The sequence below is a fragment of the Clostridium boliviensis genome (genome assembly GCF_033342255.1).
GTDB lineage: Bacteria > Bacillota > Clostridia > Lachnospirales > Lachnospiraceae > Lacrimispora > Lacrimispora boliviensis.
The window spans coordinates 20,037-36,900 of sequence record NZ_JAWONS010000221.1; the positions used below are offsets into that span (position 1 = coordinate 20,037).

Annotated in this window: 17 protein-coding genes and 1 tRNA gene; 3 read left to right on the plus strand and 15 right to left on the minus strand. The window is 42.7% G+C overall.

From position 1 onward, the window contains the following. Window positions 1–313: 313 nt before the first annotated feature. Complete coding sequence (locus RZO55_RS14235) at window positions 314–1,174, plus strand: AraC family transcriptional regulator (protein WP_318064934.1); 861 nt, start codon at window positions 314–316, stop codon at window positions 1,172–1,174. On the opposite strand, the gene RZO55_RS14240 is transcribed toward RZO55_RS14235, so the two are convergent. The 6 genes from RZO55_RS14240 to pduL all read right to left on the minus strand — a co-directional run bounded on the left by RZO55_RS14240 (window position 1,171) and on the right by pduL (window position 7,002). Beyond that, window positions 1,171–2,694, minus strand: a complete 1,524-nt coding sequence (locus RZO55_RS14240) for a glycoside hydrolase family 43 protein (protein WP_318064935.1) — start codon at window positions 2,692–2,694, stop codon at window positions 1,171–1,173. The genes RZO55_RS14235 and RZO55_RS14240 overlap by 4 nt on opposite strands. Continuing rightward, window positions 2,691–4,214: a sialate O-acetylesterase gene (locus tag RZO55_RS14245; RefSeq protein ID WP_318064936.1), complete on the minus strand. Its 1,524-nt coding sequence runs from the start codon at window positions 4,212–4,214 to the stop codon at window positions 2,691–2,693. The genes RZO55_RS14240 and RZO55_RS14245 overlap by 4 nt, the downstream gene beginning before the upstream one ends. A 177-nt stretch (window positions 4,215–4,391) precedes the next feature. Next, entirely contained in the window at window positions 4,392–4,574 is a 183-nt protein-coding gene (gene rpmF / locus RZO55_RS14250; RefSeq protein ID WP_097006282.1) for a 50S ribosomal protein L32, read from the minus strand. Window positions 4,575–4,576: 2 nt separating this feature from the next. Continuing rightward, on the minus strand, window positions 4,577–5,104 hold the full coding sequence (locus tag RZO55_RS14255) for a YceD family protein (RefSeq protein WP_318064937.1): 528 nt from the start codon (window positions 5,102–5,104) through the stop codon (window positions 4,577–4,579). A 114-nt stretch (window positions 5,105–5,218) separates the two neighbouring features. Next, the gene (locus tag RZO55_RS14260) at window positions 5,219–6,412 is read right to left on the minus strand and encodes an acetate/propionate family kinase (RefSeq protein ID WP_318064938.1); all 1,194 of its coding nucleotides are present in this window, start codon (window positions 6,410–6,412) and stop codon (window positions 5,219–5,221) included. A 20-nt stretch (window positions 6,413–6,432) separates the two neighbouring features. After that, the gene (gene pduL / locus RZO55_RS14265) at window positions 6,433–7,002 is read right to left on the minus strand and encodes a phosphate propanoyltransferase (protein WP_318064939.1); all 570 of its coding nucleotides are present in this window, start codon (window positions 7,000–7,002) and stop codon (window positions 6,433–6,435) included. 162 nt (window positions 7,003–7,164) lie between these two features. Here pduL and RZO55_RS14270 point away from each other — a divergent pair, with 162 nt between their 5' ends. After that, entirely contained in the window at window positions 7,165–8,427 is a 1,263-nt protein-coding gene (locus RZO55_RS14270; RefSeq protein WP_318064940.1) for a nucleotidyltransferase, read from the plus strand. Here RZO55_RS14270 and RZO55_RS14275 read toward each other — a convergent pair. Genes RZO55_RS14275 through RZO55_RS14315 form a run of 9 tightly spaced genes read right to left on the minus strand, consistent with a single transcriptional unit; the run spans window position 8,422 to window position 16,538 of the window. Next, window positions 8,422–8,928, minus strand: coding sequence for an NUDIX hydrolase (locus tag RZO55_RS14275; protein WP_318064941.1), 507 nt, complete (start codon window positions 8,926–8,928; stop codon window positions 8,422–8,424). The two genes, RZO55_RS14270 and RZO55_RS14275, sit on opposite strands and share 6 nt — an antisense overlap. Window positions 8,929–8,964: 36 nt before the next feature. After that, window positions 8,965–9,309, minus strand: a complete 345-nt coding sequence (locus RZO55_RS14280) for a phenylpyruvate tautomerase MIF-related protein (protein WP_318064942.1) — start codon at window positions 9,307–9,309, stop codon at window positions 8,965–8,967. A 60-nt stretch (window positions 9,310–9,369) separates the two neighbouring features. Next, window positions 9,370–10,551, minus strand: a complete 1,182-nt coding sequence (locus RZO55_RS14285) for a class I SAM-dependent methyltransferase (RefSeq protein ID WP_318064943.1) — start codon at window positions 10,549–10,551, stop codon at window positions 9,370–9,372. Window positions 10,552–10,553: 2 nt separating this feature from the next. Continuing rightward, window positions 10,554–11,918, minus strand: a complete 1,365-nt coding sequence (locus RZO55_RS14290; protein ID WP_318064944.1) for a PFL family protein — start codon at window positions 11,916–11,918, stop codon at window positions 10,554–10,556. A 38-nt stretch (window positions 11,919–11,956) separates the two neighbouring features. Continuing rightward, window positions 11,957–12,229 (minus strand): ACT domain-containing protein, encoded by a 273-nt coding sequence (locus RZO55_RS14295; protein ID WP_318064998.1) that lies wholly within the window; start codon window positions 12,227–12,229, stop codon window positions 11,957–11,959. Between the two features lie 14 nt (window positions 12,230–12,243). Then, a complete protein-coding gene (locus RZO55_RS14300; protein WP_318064945.1) occupies window positions 12,244–13,041 on the minus strand; it encodes an MBL fold metallo-hydrolase in 798 nt (265 codons plus the stop codon). Then, the gene (coaE, locus tag RZO55_RS14305) at window positions 13,038–13,631 is read right to left on the minus strand and encodes a dephospho-CoA kinase (protein WP_318064946.1); all 594 of its coding nucleotides are present in this window, start codon (window positions 13,629–13,631) and stop codon (window positions 13,038–13,040) included. The genes RZO55_RS14300 and coaE overlap by 4 nt, the downstream gene beginning before the upstream one ends. A 16-nt stretch (window positions 13,632–13,647) precedes the next feature. Beyond that, window positions 13,648–16,179, minus strand: coding sequence for a DNA polymerase I (gene polA / locus RZO55_RS14310; RefSeq protein WP_318064947.1), 2,532 nt, complete (start codon window positions 16,177–16,179; stop codon window positions 13,648–13,650). A gap of 8 nt (window positions 16,180–16,187) precedes the next feature. Further along, window positions 16,188–16,538 (minus strand): anti-sigma factor family protein, encoded by a 351-nt coding sequence (locus RZO55_RS14315; protein ID WP_318064948.1) that lies wholly within the window; start codon window positions 16,536–16,538, stop codon window positions 16,188–16,190. Between the two features lie 121 nt (window positions 16,539–16,659). On the opposite strand from RZO55_RS14315, the gene RZO55_RS14320 reads away from it, so the two are divergent. Continuing rightward, window positions 16,660–16,742 (plus strand) — tRNA-Leu (locus RZO55_RS14320). Window positions 16,743–16,864: the final 122 nt, after the last annotated feature.

Genomic DNA, 16,864 nt, shown 5'->3' on the forward strand with positions numbered 1-16,864 from the left:
AACAACTTTCACATTTTATGAAGCTTTATGATATGCTATAACTCTATCAGAAATTTGTACGGTTTTCTTTATAATTGTTGCCTCTCTATTGCTAATTGTTGCTATTGTATATTTTAGCTCATATTTTTATTTTAAACGTAATATGCATAACCAGCTTTTTCTATACCTATTTTTTGTATCTTTTAACTACACAAATAACAAAATACTACTATTTCACTATTTTATATTGTAATTTGCAGTAGTATATCTTATAATTTTTTTATATATGAAAGCAATTATTTAATACCACAAATGATTATGGGGAGGAATCACATTGATTGAAAATCTGAAAGGAACTCATGAGACTGTAAATTACAAGGAATATACCAACATACGCCTGTATGACAATACCCAGGCAGAGGACTATCCCTCACACTGGCATACTCCCCTGGAAATCATTATGCCTCTTACCGGCAAATATACAATTGTATTAAGTACACACAGCATTGATTTAAAACCAGGCGATATTATTTTAATCTGCCCAGGTGTCATACACGCTTTAAAAGCACCTAAATCAGGACGCAGGATCATCTTTCAGGCTGAACTTCCCATGTTCCATGAGATCAAGGAGCTGGAGTCCATACTCACACTGTTAAACCCCACTTATCTTGTCACCCCGGAACTATTCCCCTCCATACACGACCAGCTCTACCGGTATACACTGGAAATTATGGAAGAATACAGAAAAGACATGCCTTTGACTGAGACAAAGATCTATTCAAGGCTTTTGGAGATGTTCGCTCTCATCGGACGTAACCATACCCAGCAGATCAGTTCTCTGGACATCGGAAATATCCAGCAGAAGAAATATGCGGAGAAATTCATTTATATCTGCAATTACATCAGCAGCCATTGCACGGAAGAATTGACCCTGGAAGAAGTTGCTGCTCTCCTTGGGTTTAGTAAATATCACTTTTCCCGCCTGTTTAAGCAATTTGCAAATATTTCTTTTTATAAGTATGTAAATAAAAAGCGGATTGCTGTTGCCGAAACACTGCTGATCAATCCCCAGCTGTCTGTAACTGAGGTTGCACTGCGTTCCGGCTTTTCCAGTCCCTCCGCTTTTATCCGTATGTTTAAAATCGTAAAATCCTGTACTCCTACAGAGTTCCGGCAGATGTATACACACAGTTAATTATCAAAATCAAGGTGAAGTGGTCCAAATACCGCAAAATGGTCGGAGACCTTATGCTCTGCAGATGCATAAACGCCTACTGTACAGCCGGTAAACCCACCGGCTTTTTCTGAGCAGAGATCTCTCACATCCAGGGGCTGTCCGATTATCTGCCTGTCAATTTCTACAGTAAGTATCTGATTATGCCCCTTCAGACATATCTCATGAATCTTCCCATTTACCTCTGCTCTGCTCCATTCCTTCCGTTCGTCACCTGTTCTGATCACAGTGACCGCCTCCAAACGCTCTTTCCGTTCCCGGATGATCACTTTTACATAATGAGTTTCATTGTAAAAATAAAGAAGCCCGGCCTCCTCTGATCCCGCAGGTTCAGATTCAATCGTAACCTGTGTCAGGAAATTTCTGGACAAAAGCCTGGTTCCTATGTATGCAGGAACAGACAGATCCTCGATTGTTTCCGAGAGAAAAGGAAGCTTAAGTCTGCCATCGGTTATTATTACAGGCAGGCGGTCCGGATGATCCCTCAGCCCGATACAGCGCATATCAAGGGGATGTGTCCACTCAATGTCTCCGGCAGACGGCATTACCGTCTGTTCCTCATCTGACGCAGACAATTCCATGTATTCTAAAATCTTTCCTTCACCTGGATTCACTACAGGCCAGCCATCTTCCCATACAACCCTGGCAAGAAATGTCTCCCGCCCCAGCTCTGCGCAGCCTTGAAAAGGTCTTGTGCCCAGCATTACCATAAACCATTCGCCATCTGCCGTCTCAAACAGATCCCCATGCCCGATATTCTGCACAGGATAATCATGGCCCAGATGGCGGTGTGTCAGCACAGGGTTATTAGGGCAGGCCTCATAGGGACCAAACAGGTTTTGGCTTCGCGCAACTGAAATACTGTGGTTAAATCCTGTCCCTCCCTCTGCAAGAAAGAGATAATACATCTGACCGATTCGGTACAAATGAGGTCCCTCCGCCCATATCGTCCGCTTCATACTTCCATCAAATAAAACAACCGGTTTTTTAACAAGCTTTTTTTCTTTTAAATCAAGTTCCTGAATCCAGATCTCACAATCTCCGTAATAAGCCGGCTGTTCCTTTGTCCGCTGTCCGATATAGTAACAGGAGTCACCCTCAAAATAAAGACTTGGGTCAATGCCCGGCGCATCCCTTAGAAATACCGGATCCGACCACGGTCCTTTGGGATTTACTGCCGTAACATAAAAGTTTCCGCCTCCGGATACATTGGTGGCTATTACATAAAACAATCCCTTATTATATCGGATAACAGGCGCATAAATACCCTTGGAAATATTAGCTCCAAACAGGCGCAGCTGCTCTTTTCGCTCCAGCACATGACCGATTAAACACCAGTTCTTTAAATCCGAACTTTTAAATACCGGAATTCCCGGTGCGTATGCAAACGTGGAATGAACCATATAGTAATCGTTTCCAACCCTGCATATGGATGGATCAGGATAGAAGCCCTTTTGAATTGGATTGATTATCTTTATCATATTCCCCCCTGTTCAATGACTGCAGTAAATGGTTTTGCCGGAAGATCTGCTTCATTAAACAGATTAACTTCACAGTATCCTTCTTTTGCAAATTCGATCTCAACCGGTTCTTCTGTCAGCGGATCAAGGAGTATACGCAGATCCTGATCCAGTCTCAATTCCTTTATTTCTCTTGGAATACCATTTTGCCGGATGCATAAGCTTTTTATGGTGTCTCCTTTTATATACAGTCTATTTCCAGTATGGGAAAAGCGCAGGCGGATCCAGTTTCCCTCCCGTTCTCCTTCCATAAATGCCGGAGACTCGCACAAAATATCCTCCCCATAAATCAGCCCCCTGGCTAAAAGAGCCAGCCGCTCTCCCACTTCTTTTTTCTGTTTTGGATGGATATCCTCATACATTCCCAGATCCATTATGGAAATCATGCCTGTACCCGGTACATTGTCAGCCACCCGTTCCTGACTTTCTCTCACCACCGGATAATCCCGTCCATCAATATCAAGCCATTTACCAAAAGGAGCCAGCTGAACAAAAAGAAACGGCAGTTCATCCTGCCACAAATCTCTCCAGCATCGGATAAGCGAAGAAAACGTCTGATCATAGATCTCCCCATGTCCGGCATCGGATTCTCCCTGATACCACAGCACTCCCCTGACAGGAAATGGAGCCAGTTCTTTTAACATCAGTTCATATAATCCGGAAGGCCTGTAATGATGATAAGGTCCCATAGGCAGTACAGGAGCACCCGCATTCTCCTTCATCCACTGTTCCTGATCCTGCTGATTCATGCCATACATCATTGCTCTCCACGCTATCTGGTGCATGTAAGAGTCCTCATATGCCCATGCCTCAAGACTTTTCTGCTTTATCTCATCTATATCAGCGCACTGTAAAGCATCCTCATATTCTTTCATAAATACAGAAAGAGGTTCCTCTGTCAGATTAGAGGAATCCATCCATGCACAGGCAGGTGTTCCGCCCCAGTTACAGCCTATTATTCCCACCGGAACATCAATCTCGGGCTGAATGGCTCTTGCAAAACAGTAACCAGGAGCAGAAAAGCTCTCCCACTGATAATCATGCTCCTTAAACCAGCTCCCGCAATCCGGAAGTTCCCTGACCTGTCCTGGATAAGCAATTCTTCTGCAGTTAAACATCCGAATCATGTCATTTCGCTTCCAATCCTTTATCTCATTCCAATGGGCATCGTATCTTAGAAAATATTCCATATTGGACTGACCGGCAGCTATGTAAATATCACCGATTAAGACATCTTCCAGGGTAAGCTCCGGCTCCTTTTTTCCATCTGTAAAAATCTCAATCTTTTGTCCGCATGCCGCTTCTTTTGCCGGAATCTCACAATAAAACTTCCCATCACAGACTTCTGCAGAAATGCTGTCACCGCAAAAACTGATGGTCACCCTCTCTGTTTCCAGAGCTTCTCCCCATATTTTTATCTTTTTATTGCGTTGAACAATCATTCCATTTTGAAAAATCTCCGGCAGTTTAATTCGTGCCATATTACACCCCCATAAGCTGATTAAATATTTCCTTCAGTATAGCACAGAACATCATGAGAAAAAACAAAATACTTGCGGCCTTATTGTCAAAATTAGCTTTATAAAACAAGAAAAGACAAGGCTCTGAAAAATCAGAATCCTTGTCCTTTTATGTTTTGAGCTATTCCTATACTGAAATTATTCAGCAACAGAAATGATTTCTTTCTTGTTATAAGAACCGCAAGCTTTGCATACTCTGTGTGGCATCATAAGCTCACCGCACTTGCTGCACTTCACTAAGTTTGGAGCGCTCATCTTCCAGTTTGCTCTACGTTTGTCTCTTCTAGCTTTAGAAGATTTATTCTTTGGACAGATAGACATGGTTACACCTCCTTAAACTGTTTAAAAATATCCTGGATGACTGCCATCCTCGGGTCAACAGACCTAACATCGCAGTCACAAGTCTCATGATTGAGATTTGTTCCACATCTATTACAAATTCCCTTGCAGTCTTCGCTGCAGAGAACCTTCATAGGCAGATTCAGTATGAGTTCATCACAAACCAACTGGTCTACATCCAGACAATAACCACTGACAAAAGGTTGTTCATCGAGATCCTCTTCATCCTTTTTGTCGGTTTCGCTTAAATCAACCGTACGAATGATATCGAAACTCAGCTTATTAGGGACAGGCTCCAGACAACGGTCACAAGGAATAAGCAAAGTTAGTTCTGCTTTCCCTTCCAGTTCCAGTTTCTTTCCGCCCAGATTGTAAATCCGCAGCTCAACCGGTCTGGCATCTGCGATCTCATAATCTCCGTTCGGTCCATGATATGTCTTCATCTCTATATCAGGTGTATAGGTTTTCTCTTTCCCTTCCAGGGTAAACAACTCGGTTAAATTAATTTGCATATGATAATCTCCTAATACGCACCTATGTTATTATACATAGGGGCGCACTATTTGTCAACAAAATATTTCCATATTTCACACTATAAAAACTATAATGTGCCAATATTTAAGGAATTATACCAAAGCTTTTGTCTCTCTTGCAATTGCAAGCTCTTCATTTGTTGGGATCACACATACTTTCACCTTGGAATCCGGTGCGGAAATCATCATGCGTTTGCCTCTGTGGCTGTTTGCTTCTGCATCAATTTCTACTCCAAGATAGCTTAAATAGGAACAGATTCCTGCACGGATCGGCTTATCATTCTCGCCTACGCCTGCTGTAAATGCGATGGCATCCACACCATTCATTGCTGCAGTATAAGCGCCGATGTATTTTGCTACACGGTAGATATATGCATTTATTGCAGTATCTGCCAGGTGATTTCCCTCTGCCTGTGCTTTCTGAACATCACGGAAGTCGCTGGAGATTCCGCCGGACATACCAAGAATACCAGATTTTTTATTTAAGATATCCAGTACTTCATTAACGGTTTTGCCTTCCTTATTGCAGATGAACTGAACAACAGCAGGATCAATGTCACCGCTTCTGGTTCCCATAATGAGACCTTCTAACGGAGTCAGACCCATACTTGTATCCACACATTTGCCTCCGATTGAAGCAGAGATACTTGCTCCATTACCTAAATGGCAAACGATAACTTTTCCTTTTTCATGATCCAGTCCGCAGAAATCCAGTGTTTCTTTGGATACAAAGCTGTGGCTTGTACCATGAAAGCCGTAACGGCGGATGCTGTATTTTTCATAATATTCCTGAGGAATAGCATAAAGAGAAGCTTTCTCCGGCATACCCATACCAAACGCAGTATCAAACACTGCTACATTAGGTGTTCCAGGCATAGCTGCTTCACATGCCTCGATACCCATTAAGTTTGCAGGGTTGTGCAGAGGTCCTAAATCAAAGCAGTCATGAATTACTTTCTTAACATCTTCATTCACAACGATGGAATCACTGTAAATGGTACCGGCATGGAGAACACGATGTCCTACTGCAGAAATTTCACTGGTATCTTTGATAACTCCATGCTGAGGATCAACCAGGGCATCCATAACCAGCTGAATAGCTACAGTGTGGTTTGGCATCTCTTTCTCTAATTCAAATTCGTCTTTTCCCTCTGCTTTGTGAGTCAGTTTAGATCCGTTAATACCAATTCTTTCGCATAATCCTTTTGCTAATACTCCCTCATTTGTCATATCAATCAGCTGATATTTTAAGGAAGAGCTTCCGCAGTTGATAACTAAAATTTTCATAAAACCAAATTCTCCTTTGATTATTTTACAATTTCGCCGTACTGTTCTCTGCCGCAGCCTGCTGCGTTGGATTCATCTGTATCGATGTGCATAGCCAGTGCATAAGAATCGCTTACACGTACTACTACCTCCCCAAAAACAAGGCTTCTGCCATTTGTGTCAATTTTTACAGAAACAATTTCGCCGTTTTTAACACCCAGCTTTTCTGCATCTGCAGGCGTCGCATGTATATGACGCTTTGCAGCGATTACGCCCTCTGTAATATCAATTTCACCTGCCGGTCCGATTATCTTGCAAGGTCCGCTGCCGGCAATATCTCCGGATTCTCTTACTGGTGCTGCAATTCCTGCTGAACGGGCGTCTGTCAGAGAAAGTTCCACCTGGGTGGACTTTCTGACTGGTCCTAAAATGGAAACTCCCTTGAATTCACCTTTTGATCCAACAACAGCAACTCTCTCCTCACAAGCGAACTGACCTGGCTGGGATAATTCTTTCTTTTTGGTTAATTCATATCCCTGTCCAAATAAAATCTCAAGATGTTCCTGAGATAAATGTACATGACGAGCTGATGTTTCAACGATAAAATTCATACTTATCTATTCTCCTGTTCTCATTAATCAATGTTTCTTCTTGATTCTCACTCTATTCTATGAGCATTCCCGAAAATTTTCAAGTGTTGTATCGAAATAATTTGCATTTTTTGCGAAACAATAGCATAATATAGGTTGAAAATAAGAAAAAGGACGTTTTTTATGATAAAAGAGAAAAAATCGTACGCTGTCGGAATAATTGCCGAGTATAATCCATTTCATAATGGACACGCCTATCACATTAAAAAAGCCAGAGAACTGACCAATGCAGAGTATGTGGTTGTAGTCATGAGCGGTGACTTTGTACAACGCGGTTCTCCGGCAATTTACGACAAATATACCAGAACTGCCATGGCGCTTTCCTGCGGGGCCGACTTAGTGCTGGAACTTCCCTCCATATTTGCGACCAGCAGTGCGGAGGATTTTGCCTCCTGCGCTGTTGCGCTGTTAAACGGTCTTGGAGCCGTTGACAGCATATGCTTTGGCAGTGAGTGCGGGGATATGGAAAAACTTTCCTCCATTGCTTCTATTCTCGCCAAGGAGCCGCCCGTTTATTCAGAGGAACTGCGCAGACAGCTGAAAAAAGGTGCCACATTCCCCGAAGCAAGAAATACCGCTCTGATCACAAGTGGTGCAGTCAGTAACGAAGATGCTAAAGTCCTTGCATCACCCAATAATATTTTAGGAATTGAATATTTAAAAGCAATCTGCAGACAGCACGCTTTTCTCACTCCGGTAACCATTGCAAGAAACGGCAGCGGATACCATGATCATCAGCTCACACCTGACCGATTCTGCTCCGCTACCGGACTGAGAAAAGCGTTGAAGGAATCAGGCAATTCTTCCAGTGAAAATCCCGAAGTCTTTCAGTATGTACCTGATGCAGTGAAAAGTAAAATCATGGAGAGCAGGCCTCTTTTCTATGACGATTTCAGCCTTCTTTTAAATACAACCCTGATCCGGCTTTCAATGGAAGGAATTCCGTTTCAGATTTTTGCCGATGTGTCGGAGGAACTGGCAGCCCGGATAATAAAACAGCTTCCAGATTATCATTCCTTCGAAGAGAAGATTAATCAGCTAAAGACAAGACAATACACATATACCAGAATCAGCCGTGCATTGCTCCATATTCTTACAGGCACAACAAATCAGCTGACTGCAGACGGCAGACAGGCCGGTTATGCACCTTATGCGAGAATACTGGGATTTAGAAAAGACTCCGCATCTCTGATGGGGGAAATAAAAAAAAGAGGGAGCATCCCTCTCATAGCCAAGACTGCAGGCGCCAAAACCAGCCTGACGGGAGCAGCCTCCTCGATGCTCCGGCATGATTTTTATTCTTCACATATCTATCAAACTGTATATCAGGCAAAATATGATATAAAAATCAAAAATGAATTCACACAATCCGTCGTCATACTATGACGGCGGATTGATGAATTCTTTGATACTGTCTTTATATAGAAGAAAGCGGGATTTCGGTACCACAACCCCCTGCTTCCATAAATCAAGCAGTTCATTAAAGGTTACCAGCCTGGCATCAACAACTTCTTCCTTCTGCAGCTTAACATCTTCTATGGTAATGTTCTGTCTGGTAATATAGGTATCTACAAACCTCTCCTTCTGGCGAATGCTATGAATCAGTTTTAAATCTTCTTTATCAGCATGAATACCAGCTTCTTCAAAAAGTTCTCTTAATGCTCCTTCTGCGCTTGATTCTCCTGCAAGCACAGAACCTCCGGAACACTCCCACATTAAACCATATGGCTTATCCGGATGCCGTTTGGTCAGTAGAATCTGATTCTTCTGATTTACAGTCCAGATATCAGCCACCAGATGATAATCTCCTTTACCTAGCGCAATCCCGCGAACATGTGTCCTTCCGGTTGCCGCTCTGTTCTCATCGTAGATATCCCAAAGTTCCATAAGCCATTCCCCTGTCTGACGTGTCAACAGTTAAATTTAAAAGTTTGATCCGTTCCAGCCCCAGTGATTTGCTTCCTCGTATTTTATATAGATCTTATCCTGTGCAATTCCCAATACATCTTTATATATCCTGGAAATTTCAGCAGTCAGGTGGTCAAGGTCCCGATCAGCAGCATGCCCGAAAATTTTAACTTCTATAAAAGCAATTTTCGTATTGTTCTTTCCCTTGAAATAAAGAGAATAATTATCTTCAAAGCCAACCATCAGCCAGCTTTCTGACTTGCCGGGAATCAGACTGATCGCCTGCCCGAGCTTCTCTTTTAACAGTTCCTTTTCTTCCTCCGATAATGTAACATTTACTTTTGAATTAATAAAAGGCATGAACATTCCTCCTTCAATTATTAAACCCATCATATCATATATAACAGTAAATTTCACCCATTATTTTACATTGGTCTGTTCTTTAAAAAACAGATCATAAAGGGTCAGATTACCATGAAGAAATTCCATAATTTCATCAATCTGCTTCCGATTATCTTTCTTTTCTTCCTGCTTAACAGCACGAATCAAAATATTCTTTGGCGTGTGTTCCATATCAATGAATTCCAGTATCTGGGTTCTGTATCCCTGATTTTCCAGAATTTCTGCTCTAAGTGCATCCGTATACAGGGCAGACAGGCGTTCCTTAATCAGTCCATATTGCAGCACAGGGGCCATCAGACTGTTTTCTATCTGTTTATTGAGTTCATGCTGACAGCAGGGAACGGATAAAATAACAGACGCTCCCCACCGTACTGCTTTTGCAAGTGCAAAGTCAGTGGCAGTATCGCAGGCATGAAGTGTGACAACCATATCAACCTGATTCACACCCTCATAAGAAGCGATGTCACCGTGATAGAATCTCAGTTTTTCATAACCATAGCTTTCACTTAACCCGTTGCAGTTGTCTATTACCGTCTGCTTTAAATCCAGACCAATAATGCGGATCGAATACCCTTTTTGCTCATGGAGATAATAATACATGGCAAAGGTCAGATAGGATTTTCCGCAGCCAAAGTCAATAATCACATTCTCTCTGTCTTTATGGAGCCTTGGGAGTATATCTTCAATAAATTCCAGAAACCTGTTAATCTGGCGGAATTTATCGTATCTGGACTTAACGATCCTGCCTTCTTCTGTCATTACTCCCAGATCAACCAAAAACGGAACAGGGGTTCCTTCTTTTAATATATAGTTTTTTTGCCTGTTATGATCAGTTACAATGGGAGCTGCAACTATTTTTTGCGGAGTGCGTTTTACCTTAATTCCTGGCACCCCTTTTTTACTTACCAAAACTCTGACCTGTCCTTTGGCTGATTCCAGTTCCATCTGCCGAAATGTTCCATCCAGTAAATCTGTTACATAGTCTGCACATTCCGCTTCCCGCAGATTCTTATGAAATGCCTGGTTCCCTATCAACTCTTCTGCTTGAAACAGCACCAGCTCCTTCTGTTTCAGAGGACGAATCTTCACTTTCGACATCCCCTGTTTCTCAGTCGGGTTGCTGATAATGATGCGAACCAGAAATTCATCAAGAAATTCTCCGATTGCTTTCGCCAGTTTTCTCTTATCTATCTGTTCCATAATTAATTCTTAAAACTGTGAATCGGCGCAGGAATTCTTCCTCCACGGCTGACAAATGCCTCACAGGAGTACTGATTTACAGGCATAACAGGGGCATATCCTAAAAGTCCGCCAAATTCAACCGTATCACCAACTGTCTTGCCGATTACCGGAATGATTCGAACTGCCGTTGTCTTCTGATTCACCATGCCGATTGCGGATTCATCTGCAATAATTCCTGATAAGGTGGAAGCAGGAGTATCTCCTGGAATGGCAATCATGTCCAATCCTACGGAACAGACACAAGTCATGGCTTCCAGCTTTTCCAGGTTTAAAGCACCCATGGCAACCGCATCGATCATTCCCTGATCTTCACTGACTGGAATAAAGGCTCCGCTCAAACCGCCTACATAGGATGAAGCCATAACACCGCCTTTTTTTACCTGGTCATTGAGAAGAGCAAGAGCTGCTGTGGTTCCTGGTGCACCAACACGTTCCAGACCAATTTCTTCCAGAATCTCAGCCACACTGTCACCAACCGCAGGCGTGGGAGCCAGAGAAAGATCAATAATACCAAATGGGACATTCAGCCTTTTGGAAGCCTCCTGTGCAACCAGCTGTCCTACACGGGTAATCTTAAATGCAGTCCGTTTAATGGTTTCGCAAAGAACTTCAAAGTCCTTTCCTCTGGCAGTTTCAATCGCCCGCTTTACCACGCCCGGTCCGCTGACGCCTACATTAATGATGGCATCTGCTTCTGTTACTCCATGGAAAGCACCCGCCATAAATGGGTTATCATCCGGCGCATTGCAGAATATAACCAGTTTTGCACAGCCAAGAGAGTCATTCTCTTTCGTCTCTTCTGCTGTTTCCAGGACGATCCTGCCCATAAGTGCAACGGCATCCATATTGATTCCTGTTTTTGTAGAGCCTACATTTACAGAACTGCAGACGCGGTCTGTACAAGCGAGTGCTTTTGGAATGGAACAGATCAGATTTTTGTCTGCTGTTGTCATTCCCTTGCTGACCAATGCAGAATATCCGCCGATAAAATTAACGCCTACTTCTTTTGCAGCGCGGTCAAGCGTCTGTGCAATGGTAACAAAATCCTCCGGAGTTTTACATGCAGAGGCCCCAACCATGGCAATGGGGGTTACTGAAATCCGTTTATTTACAATAGGTATTGCAAAATCTTTCTCGATCTCTTTTCCAACCGATACCAGATTTTTAGCAACAGTGGTAATCTTTTTGTAAATTTTCTCATTTACTGCCTGTAAATCGCTGTCGCAGCAGTCAAGGAGGCTGATGCCCATGGTGATGGTACGCACATCCAGCAGTTCCTGTTCGATCATCTTATTGGTCTCATTAACTTCAAACATATTCAACATATTGAAAACCCATCCTTTTCTTAAGCCTTACTGCGTAATCAGATCCGATGCATTTTTGTAAAAATATCTTCCCTCTGACATTTTACCTTTACACCGATCACATCGCCTATCTGCTCCAGTTCATCTGCAAGCTCTCCAAAAGGCTTCGCTGCTTCATCCATGTCAACAATCATCATCATATTAAAATATCCCTGTACAATGGTCTGGGAAATATCCAATATGTTCACCTGGTTGTTTGCAAGATACGTACAAATCTTAGCAATAATCCCCACTGTGTCTTTGCCAACTACTGTAATAATCGTCTTATTCATCATGCATCTCCTCTTTATATAGTGATAATTTCCGACATCTGATCCCGTTTTGCAACGGCTATGGAAAAATCAGATGCCTTAAATGGATTATCTCCTTCTGAGATTTCAAGCTTAACGGTTTCATAAGCAAGCTCTTCATAATTATTCTCCTTGCTTAAATGACCCAGCAGAATCTTCTGTAAGTTCTCGTGAAGAATGCAGCACAGCAGCCGTCCTGCATTTTCATTGGATAAATGACCATGGTCTCCTAATATTCTTCGTTTTAAATAATATGGATAAGGTCCTGCCTGAAGCATATTCACATCATGATTGGATTCTAATAAAACCGCATCCAGTCCCTGCAGATGCTCGATAATGTACTGATTGTAATGCCCCATATCCGTTGCCACTGCAACGGACTTATGTTCATGCTGAATCCGGTAAGCAACCGGATTGGCCGCATCATGGTCAATGGAAAACGGTTTGACCTCTAAATCACCCACAAAAAAATCCACATCCGGACAAATCGCATAAAATAATTCCCGGGGGTATTCTCCCAGATATTTCTGTTTGGAAATCTCTTCCAGAGTCTCCTTCGTGCCGTAGATAGGAACACCATATTTTCTGGCCAGAACTCCCAGCCCTTTTGTATGATCAGAGTGTTCATGAGTGATCACAATTCCAGTGAGCTCGCTTCCTTTTAATCCGATTTCATTTAAGCCCTGTTCAATTCTCTTGTTGCTTATTCCGGCATCCACCAGAATATGAGTTGTATCAGAACCTACATAAATGCAGTTTCCACTGCTTCCGCTAGCAATGCTTACCAGTCTCATATTGTTTTCAATCCCCTGCTTTTTAATATTTCCCCTAATTGGTTCTCTAAATCCATAACAGAACCATTGTTTTCAATGATCTGGTCACAAAGCCCTGCATACTCCTGCTCCGAGGCCTGACTTTTGATGATTTCTTCCGAACGCTCTTTCGTATAACCACGGTACTGTGAAAGGCGCCTGATTCGGACCTCCTCTTTTGCACGTACATACCATATCTCATCGAAGAGGTCTTTTGCTTCTTCACCCATAATTGCAAATTCTACCACAATAAGCCCGGCTTGGGAAGCAGAAATTTTTTCTCCGATCCGTTTCCATACAAGAGGATGGATCAGGGAATTAACCAGCTCTCTTGCAGATTTCTCTTTAAAAATCATTTTCCCCAATGCAGCACGGTCAATCATGTCGTCGGAATCAAGAATTACTTCGCCCATCACTTCGATTAACCGAAAATATCCCTCTTCTCCCTGCATCATCAGTTCATGTGCTACCTTGTCCGATTCAATTACTATCGCATTAAATTTTGTTTTTAATATCGACAGGACCAGACTTTTTCCGGCTCCCACTCCGCCTGTCAGTCCAATTACTTTCATACAGTCCACCTTTCCTTTATTTTGCATCAAACCAGGATTCTCCAACATTGGCATCAACCTCTAGAGGCACTGCCAGTTTTGCAGCCTGCTTCATCTCTTCCACCAGCAGATTCTTTACCTGGTCCAGTTCTTCCATGTGGGTTTCTATCAGAAGTTCATCGTGGACCTGCAAAACGATTCTGGATTTTAGTCCCTGTTTTTTTAATGCGCCATCCACGCGGATCATGGCAATTTTGATAATATCCGCTGCGGTTCCCTGAATAGGGGAATTCATGGCTGCACGTTCTCCAAATGACCGCTGCATAAAGTTAGAGGATTTCAGTTCCGGCACCGGACGGCGTCTTCCAAACATACTGACTGCATACCCGGTTTCTTTGGCATCCGCCACCAGTTTATCAAGAAAAACCTTTACTCCGGGATACGTTTCAAAATATTTTTCAATATATTCCGACGCTTCTTTTCTGCTTATACTTAAGCCTTCGCTTAATCCAAATGAACTGATTCCATATACTATTCCAAAGTTTACAGCCTTTGCATTCCGCCGCTGAAGAGAGGTCACTTCGTTAAGCGGTACATGAAAGACTTCTGAGGCAGTGATGGCGTGAATATCCTCTGCCTGCTGATAGGCACCGATCAGTCTTTTATCCCCCGACATATGAGCCAGCACTCTCAGTTCGATCTGAGAATAATCGGCATCAACAAAAACACAGCCTTCTTCGGGAACAAAAACCTTTCTGATCTCTCTTCCCAGTTCCATGCGGATAGGAATATTCTGCAAATTAGGTTCTGTACTGCTGATTCTGCCGGTAGCAGTAATCGTCTGATTAAAGGTGCCGTGGATCCGTTCATCCGAACCGATATAGGCAGCCAGGCCATCGGCATAGGTAGAATTTAACTTTGTCAGCTGCCTGTAATCCAGAATCAGGCTTATGACCGGATAGTCAGGAGCCAGTTTTTCAAGCACATCCGCAGCAGTGGAATAACCTGTTTTTGTTTTTTTCCCACCTGGAAGCTTCATCTTTTCAAAAAGGACTTCTCCCAGCTGTTTGGGTGAGTTGATATTAAAGGTCTCACCTGTCTGCTCATATATTTTCAGTTCTGTTTCTTTGATTTTGATCTTCAGCCTGTCTCCGTATTCTTTCAATCTGTCCCGCTCTACACGGATACCTGTTTCTTCCATAGAAAACAGGCTGAATATCAGCGGCATCTCAATCTCATAAAACAGCTGTTCCATTTCCGTCTTTTTCAGTTCTTCACTCAAAATCGTTCCGCACAGAAAAGAAACGGCTGCCATCGAACAGATACAGGTAACTGCCTGCTGGTGATTTTCAATCATCGACTGGCTTATTGAACGTTTCCCCAACAGTTCTGTTTGAGAAGGGAGGGATAACTGAAGGTAGCTCTCTGCAAGTTCATGATATTCGTAGGAACTTTTCTGAGGGTCCATCAAATATGCTGCAACTGATGCATCAAACACTGTTTTTTCCTCATTCAGATTCAAAAACGGAAGCTGGCTTTTTAAATCAAGAAATGTAACTTTTTCTGCCCGTTTACACACCTCCTGTGCCTTTTCCTTCAGATAATGGGACGTGATCTCCTCCTGGGCAGTAATACACCAGCATTCCTCACTTGACAGACATAGAGCCAGAGCAGTAATTTCTTTATCCTTTCCTGCCAGCTGCATACCCACACTGCTGCCTGCGCTGCATCCTGCAAAAACAGCTTCTGCTTCAGAAAGAGATGCAGCTTCTTTTATCAGCCATCCAGAGGAAGTGGGTTCCTGTCCTTCTTCCGGAAATTGGGCCGGTTCAAAATCCATCTCCATAATTTCAGAAATCTCTGTCTCAGCAATGGATTTCGTCTCATCTAAGTGGAGGTCGTAATCACTACTGATAACAAGTTCTTCCGCCTCTTTTATTATCTGCTTCTCGTATTGAACCAGGGCATCCTGTATTTGTTTTGACTGTACATTCTCTTTTTGCTGATAAAGGGGTTGCAGAGAACCATATTGCGAAATTAACCTGCAAGCCGTTTTACGTCCAAAATCTGCCCCTCGTTCCAGAGCAAATACATCGTTTAACTGTTCAGGGTCCAGACCGAATCGTTCCTTAACTTCATCGGCAGACCAGGCTTTTAATTCCAGCCCCTGTTCTCCCAGGTCCGGAATCCAGACAGTTACATGCTCTTTTACAGTTATCAGAAGTTCCTCGCTGCCAGTCAGCACAACAACCTCTTTTCCATCCGCCTCACAATTCTTCGCCAGGGAAGAAATAAGGTCTTTCCCCCGCGCTCCCTCAACGGTATATACAGGAATGTTCAGAGAATGAAATGTTTCTTTTAACAGTTCTTCTTTTTCCTTAAAATCCTGTGATGTCGTCTTTTTGCTGCGAGCACTGCCAAATGCCGCTGCCATATACTCAGTTTGTTTTTCTTCTATTATACGAACCACAACATTGCGTATTCCTTTTACGCAATCGGCTGGAAGTGCATAATAAGCATTCTCCAGCATACTGGTTGCATCAATCAGTACTGTTTTTTTTCTGTTCATCTGTTCTCCTATCCAAGCAAGCCCGACTGCAGCCAGATTCTGCACTGAAGAAGGACTGTAATGATAAGTGCCATGACACTCACGGTAGATACTGCATATTTTGCTATTTTAATCAACCGTATTAATTGAAGCCTTTGTCTGGACTGTTCTAATGCAGCCTCAAGAGCTCCCTTGATATTATAGTTCCCGGTTTCTGAATCCAACTGCATGATTCCTGCCTCTATGGTAAAATATATTTCCAGTTCTTCCATACAATCTGCACAGGTTTTCGTATGTTCCAGGAACTCCTCTAGTTCTTCATCTGTCAATTGCCCGTTTATATATGGTATAACCAAACGTTCTGCTTCTTTACATGTCATCGCCCAGACACCTCCTTACCAATAGCTTTTATCTATCATACAATATATTTTGCCGATTTTCAATTTAAATACTTGCCAAATGGAAAATCCTGTGATAGAATAATGAACGTTGTAAGAGCAGGCCGGCATGTCGGAATGGCAGACGAGGCGGACTCAAAATCCGTTGATGGCAACATCGTGTGGGTTCAAGTCCCACTGCCGGCACTACACCCTTGGCAGGGATCAGGACTTCGCAAACTGAATTCAGTAGGTTTGCGGGGTCTTTTCTCTTTTTTTCATATTTATCCTGCATTTTCCTTAATTTTATCTTATATTCCAGAAAAGAT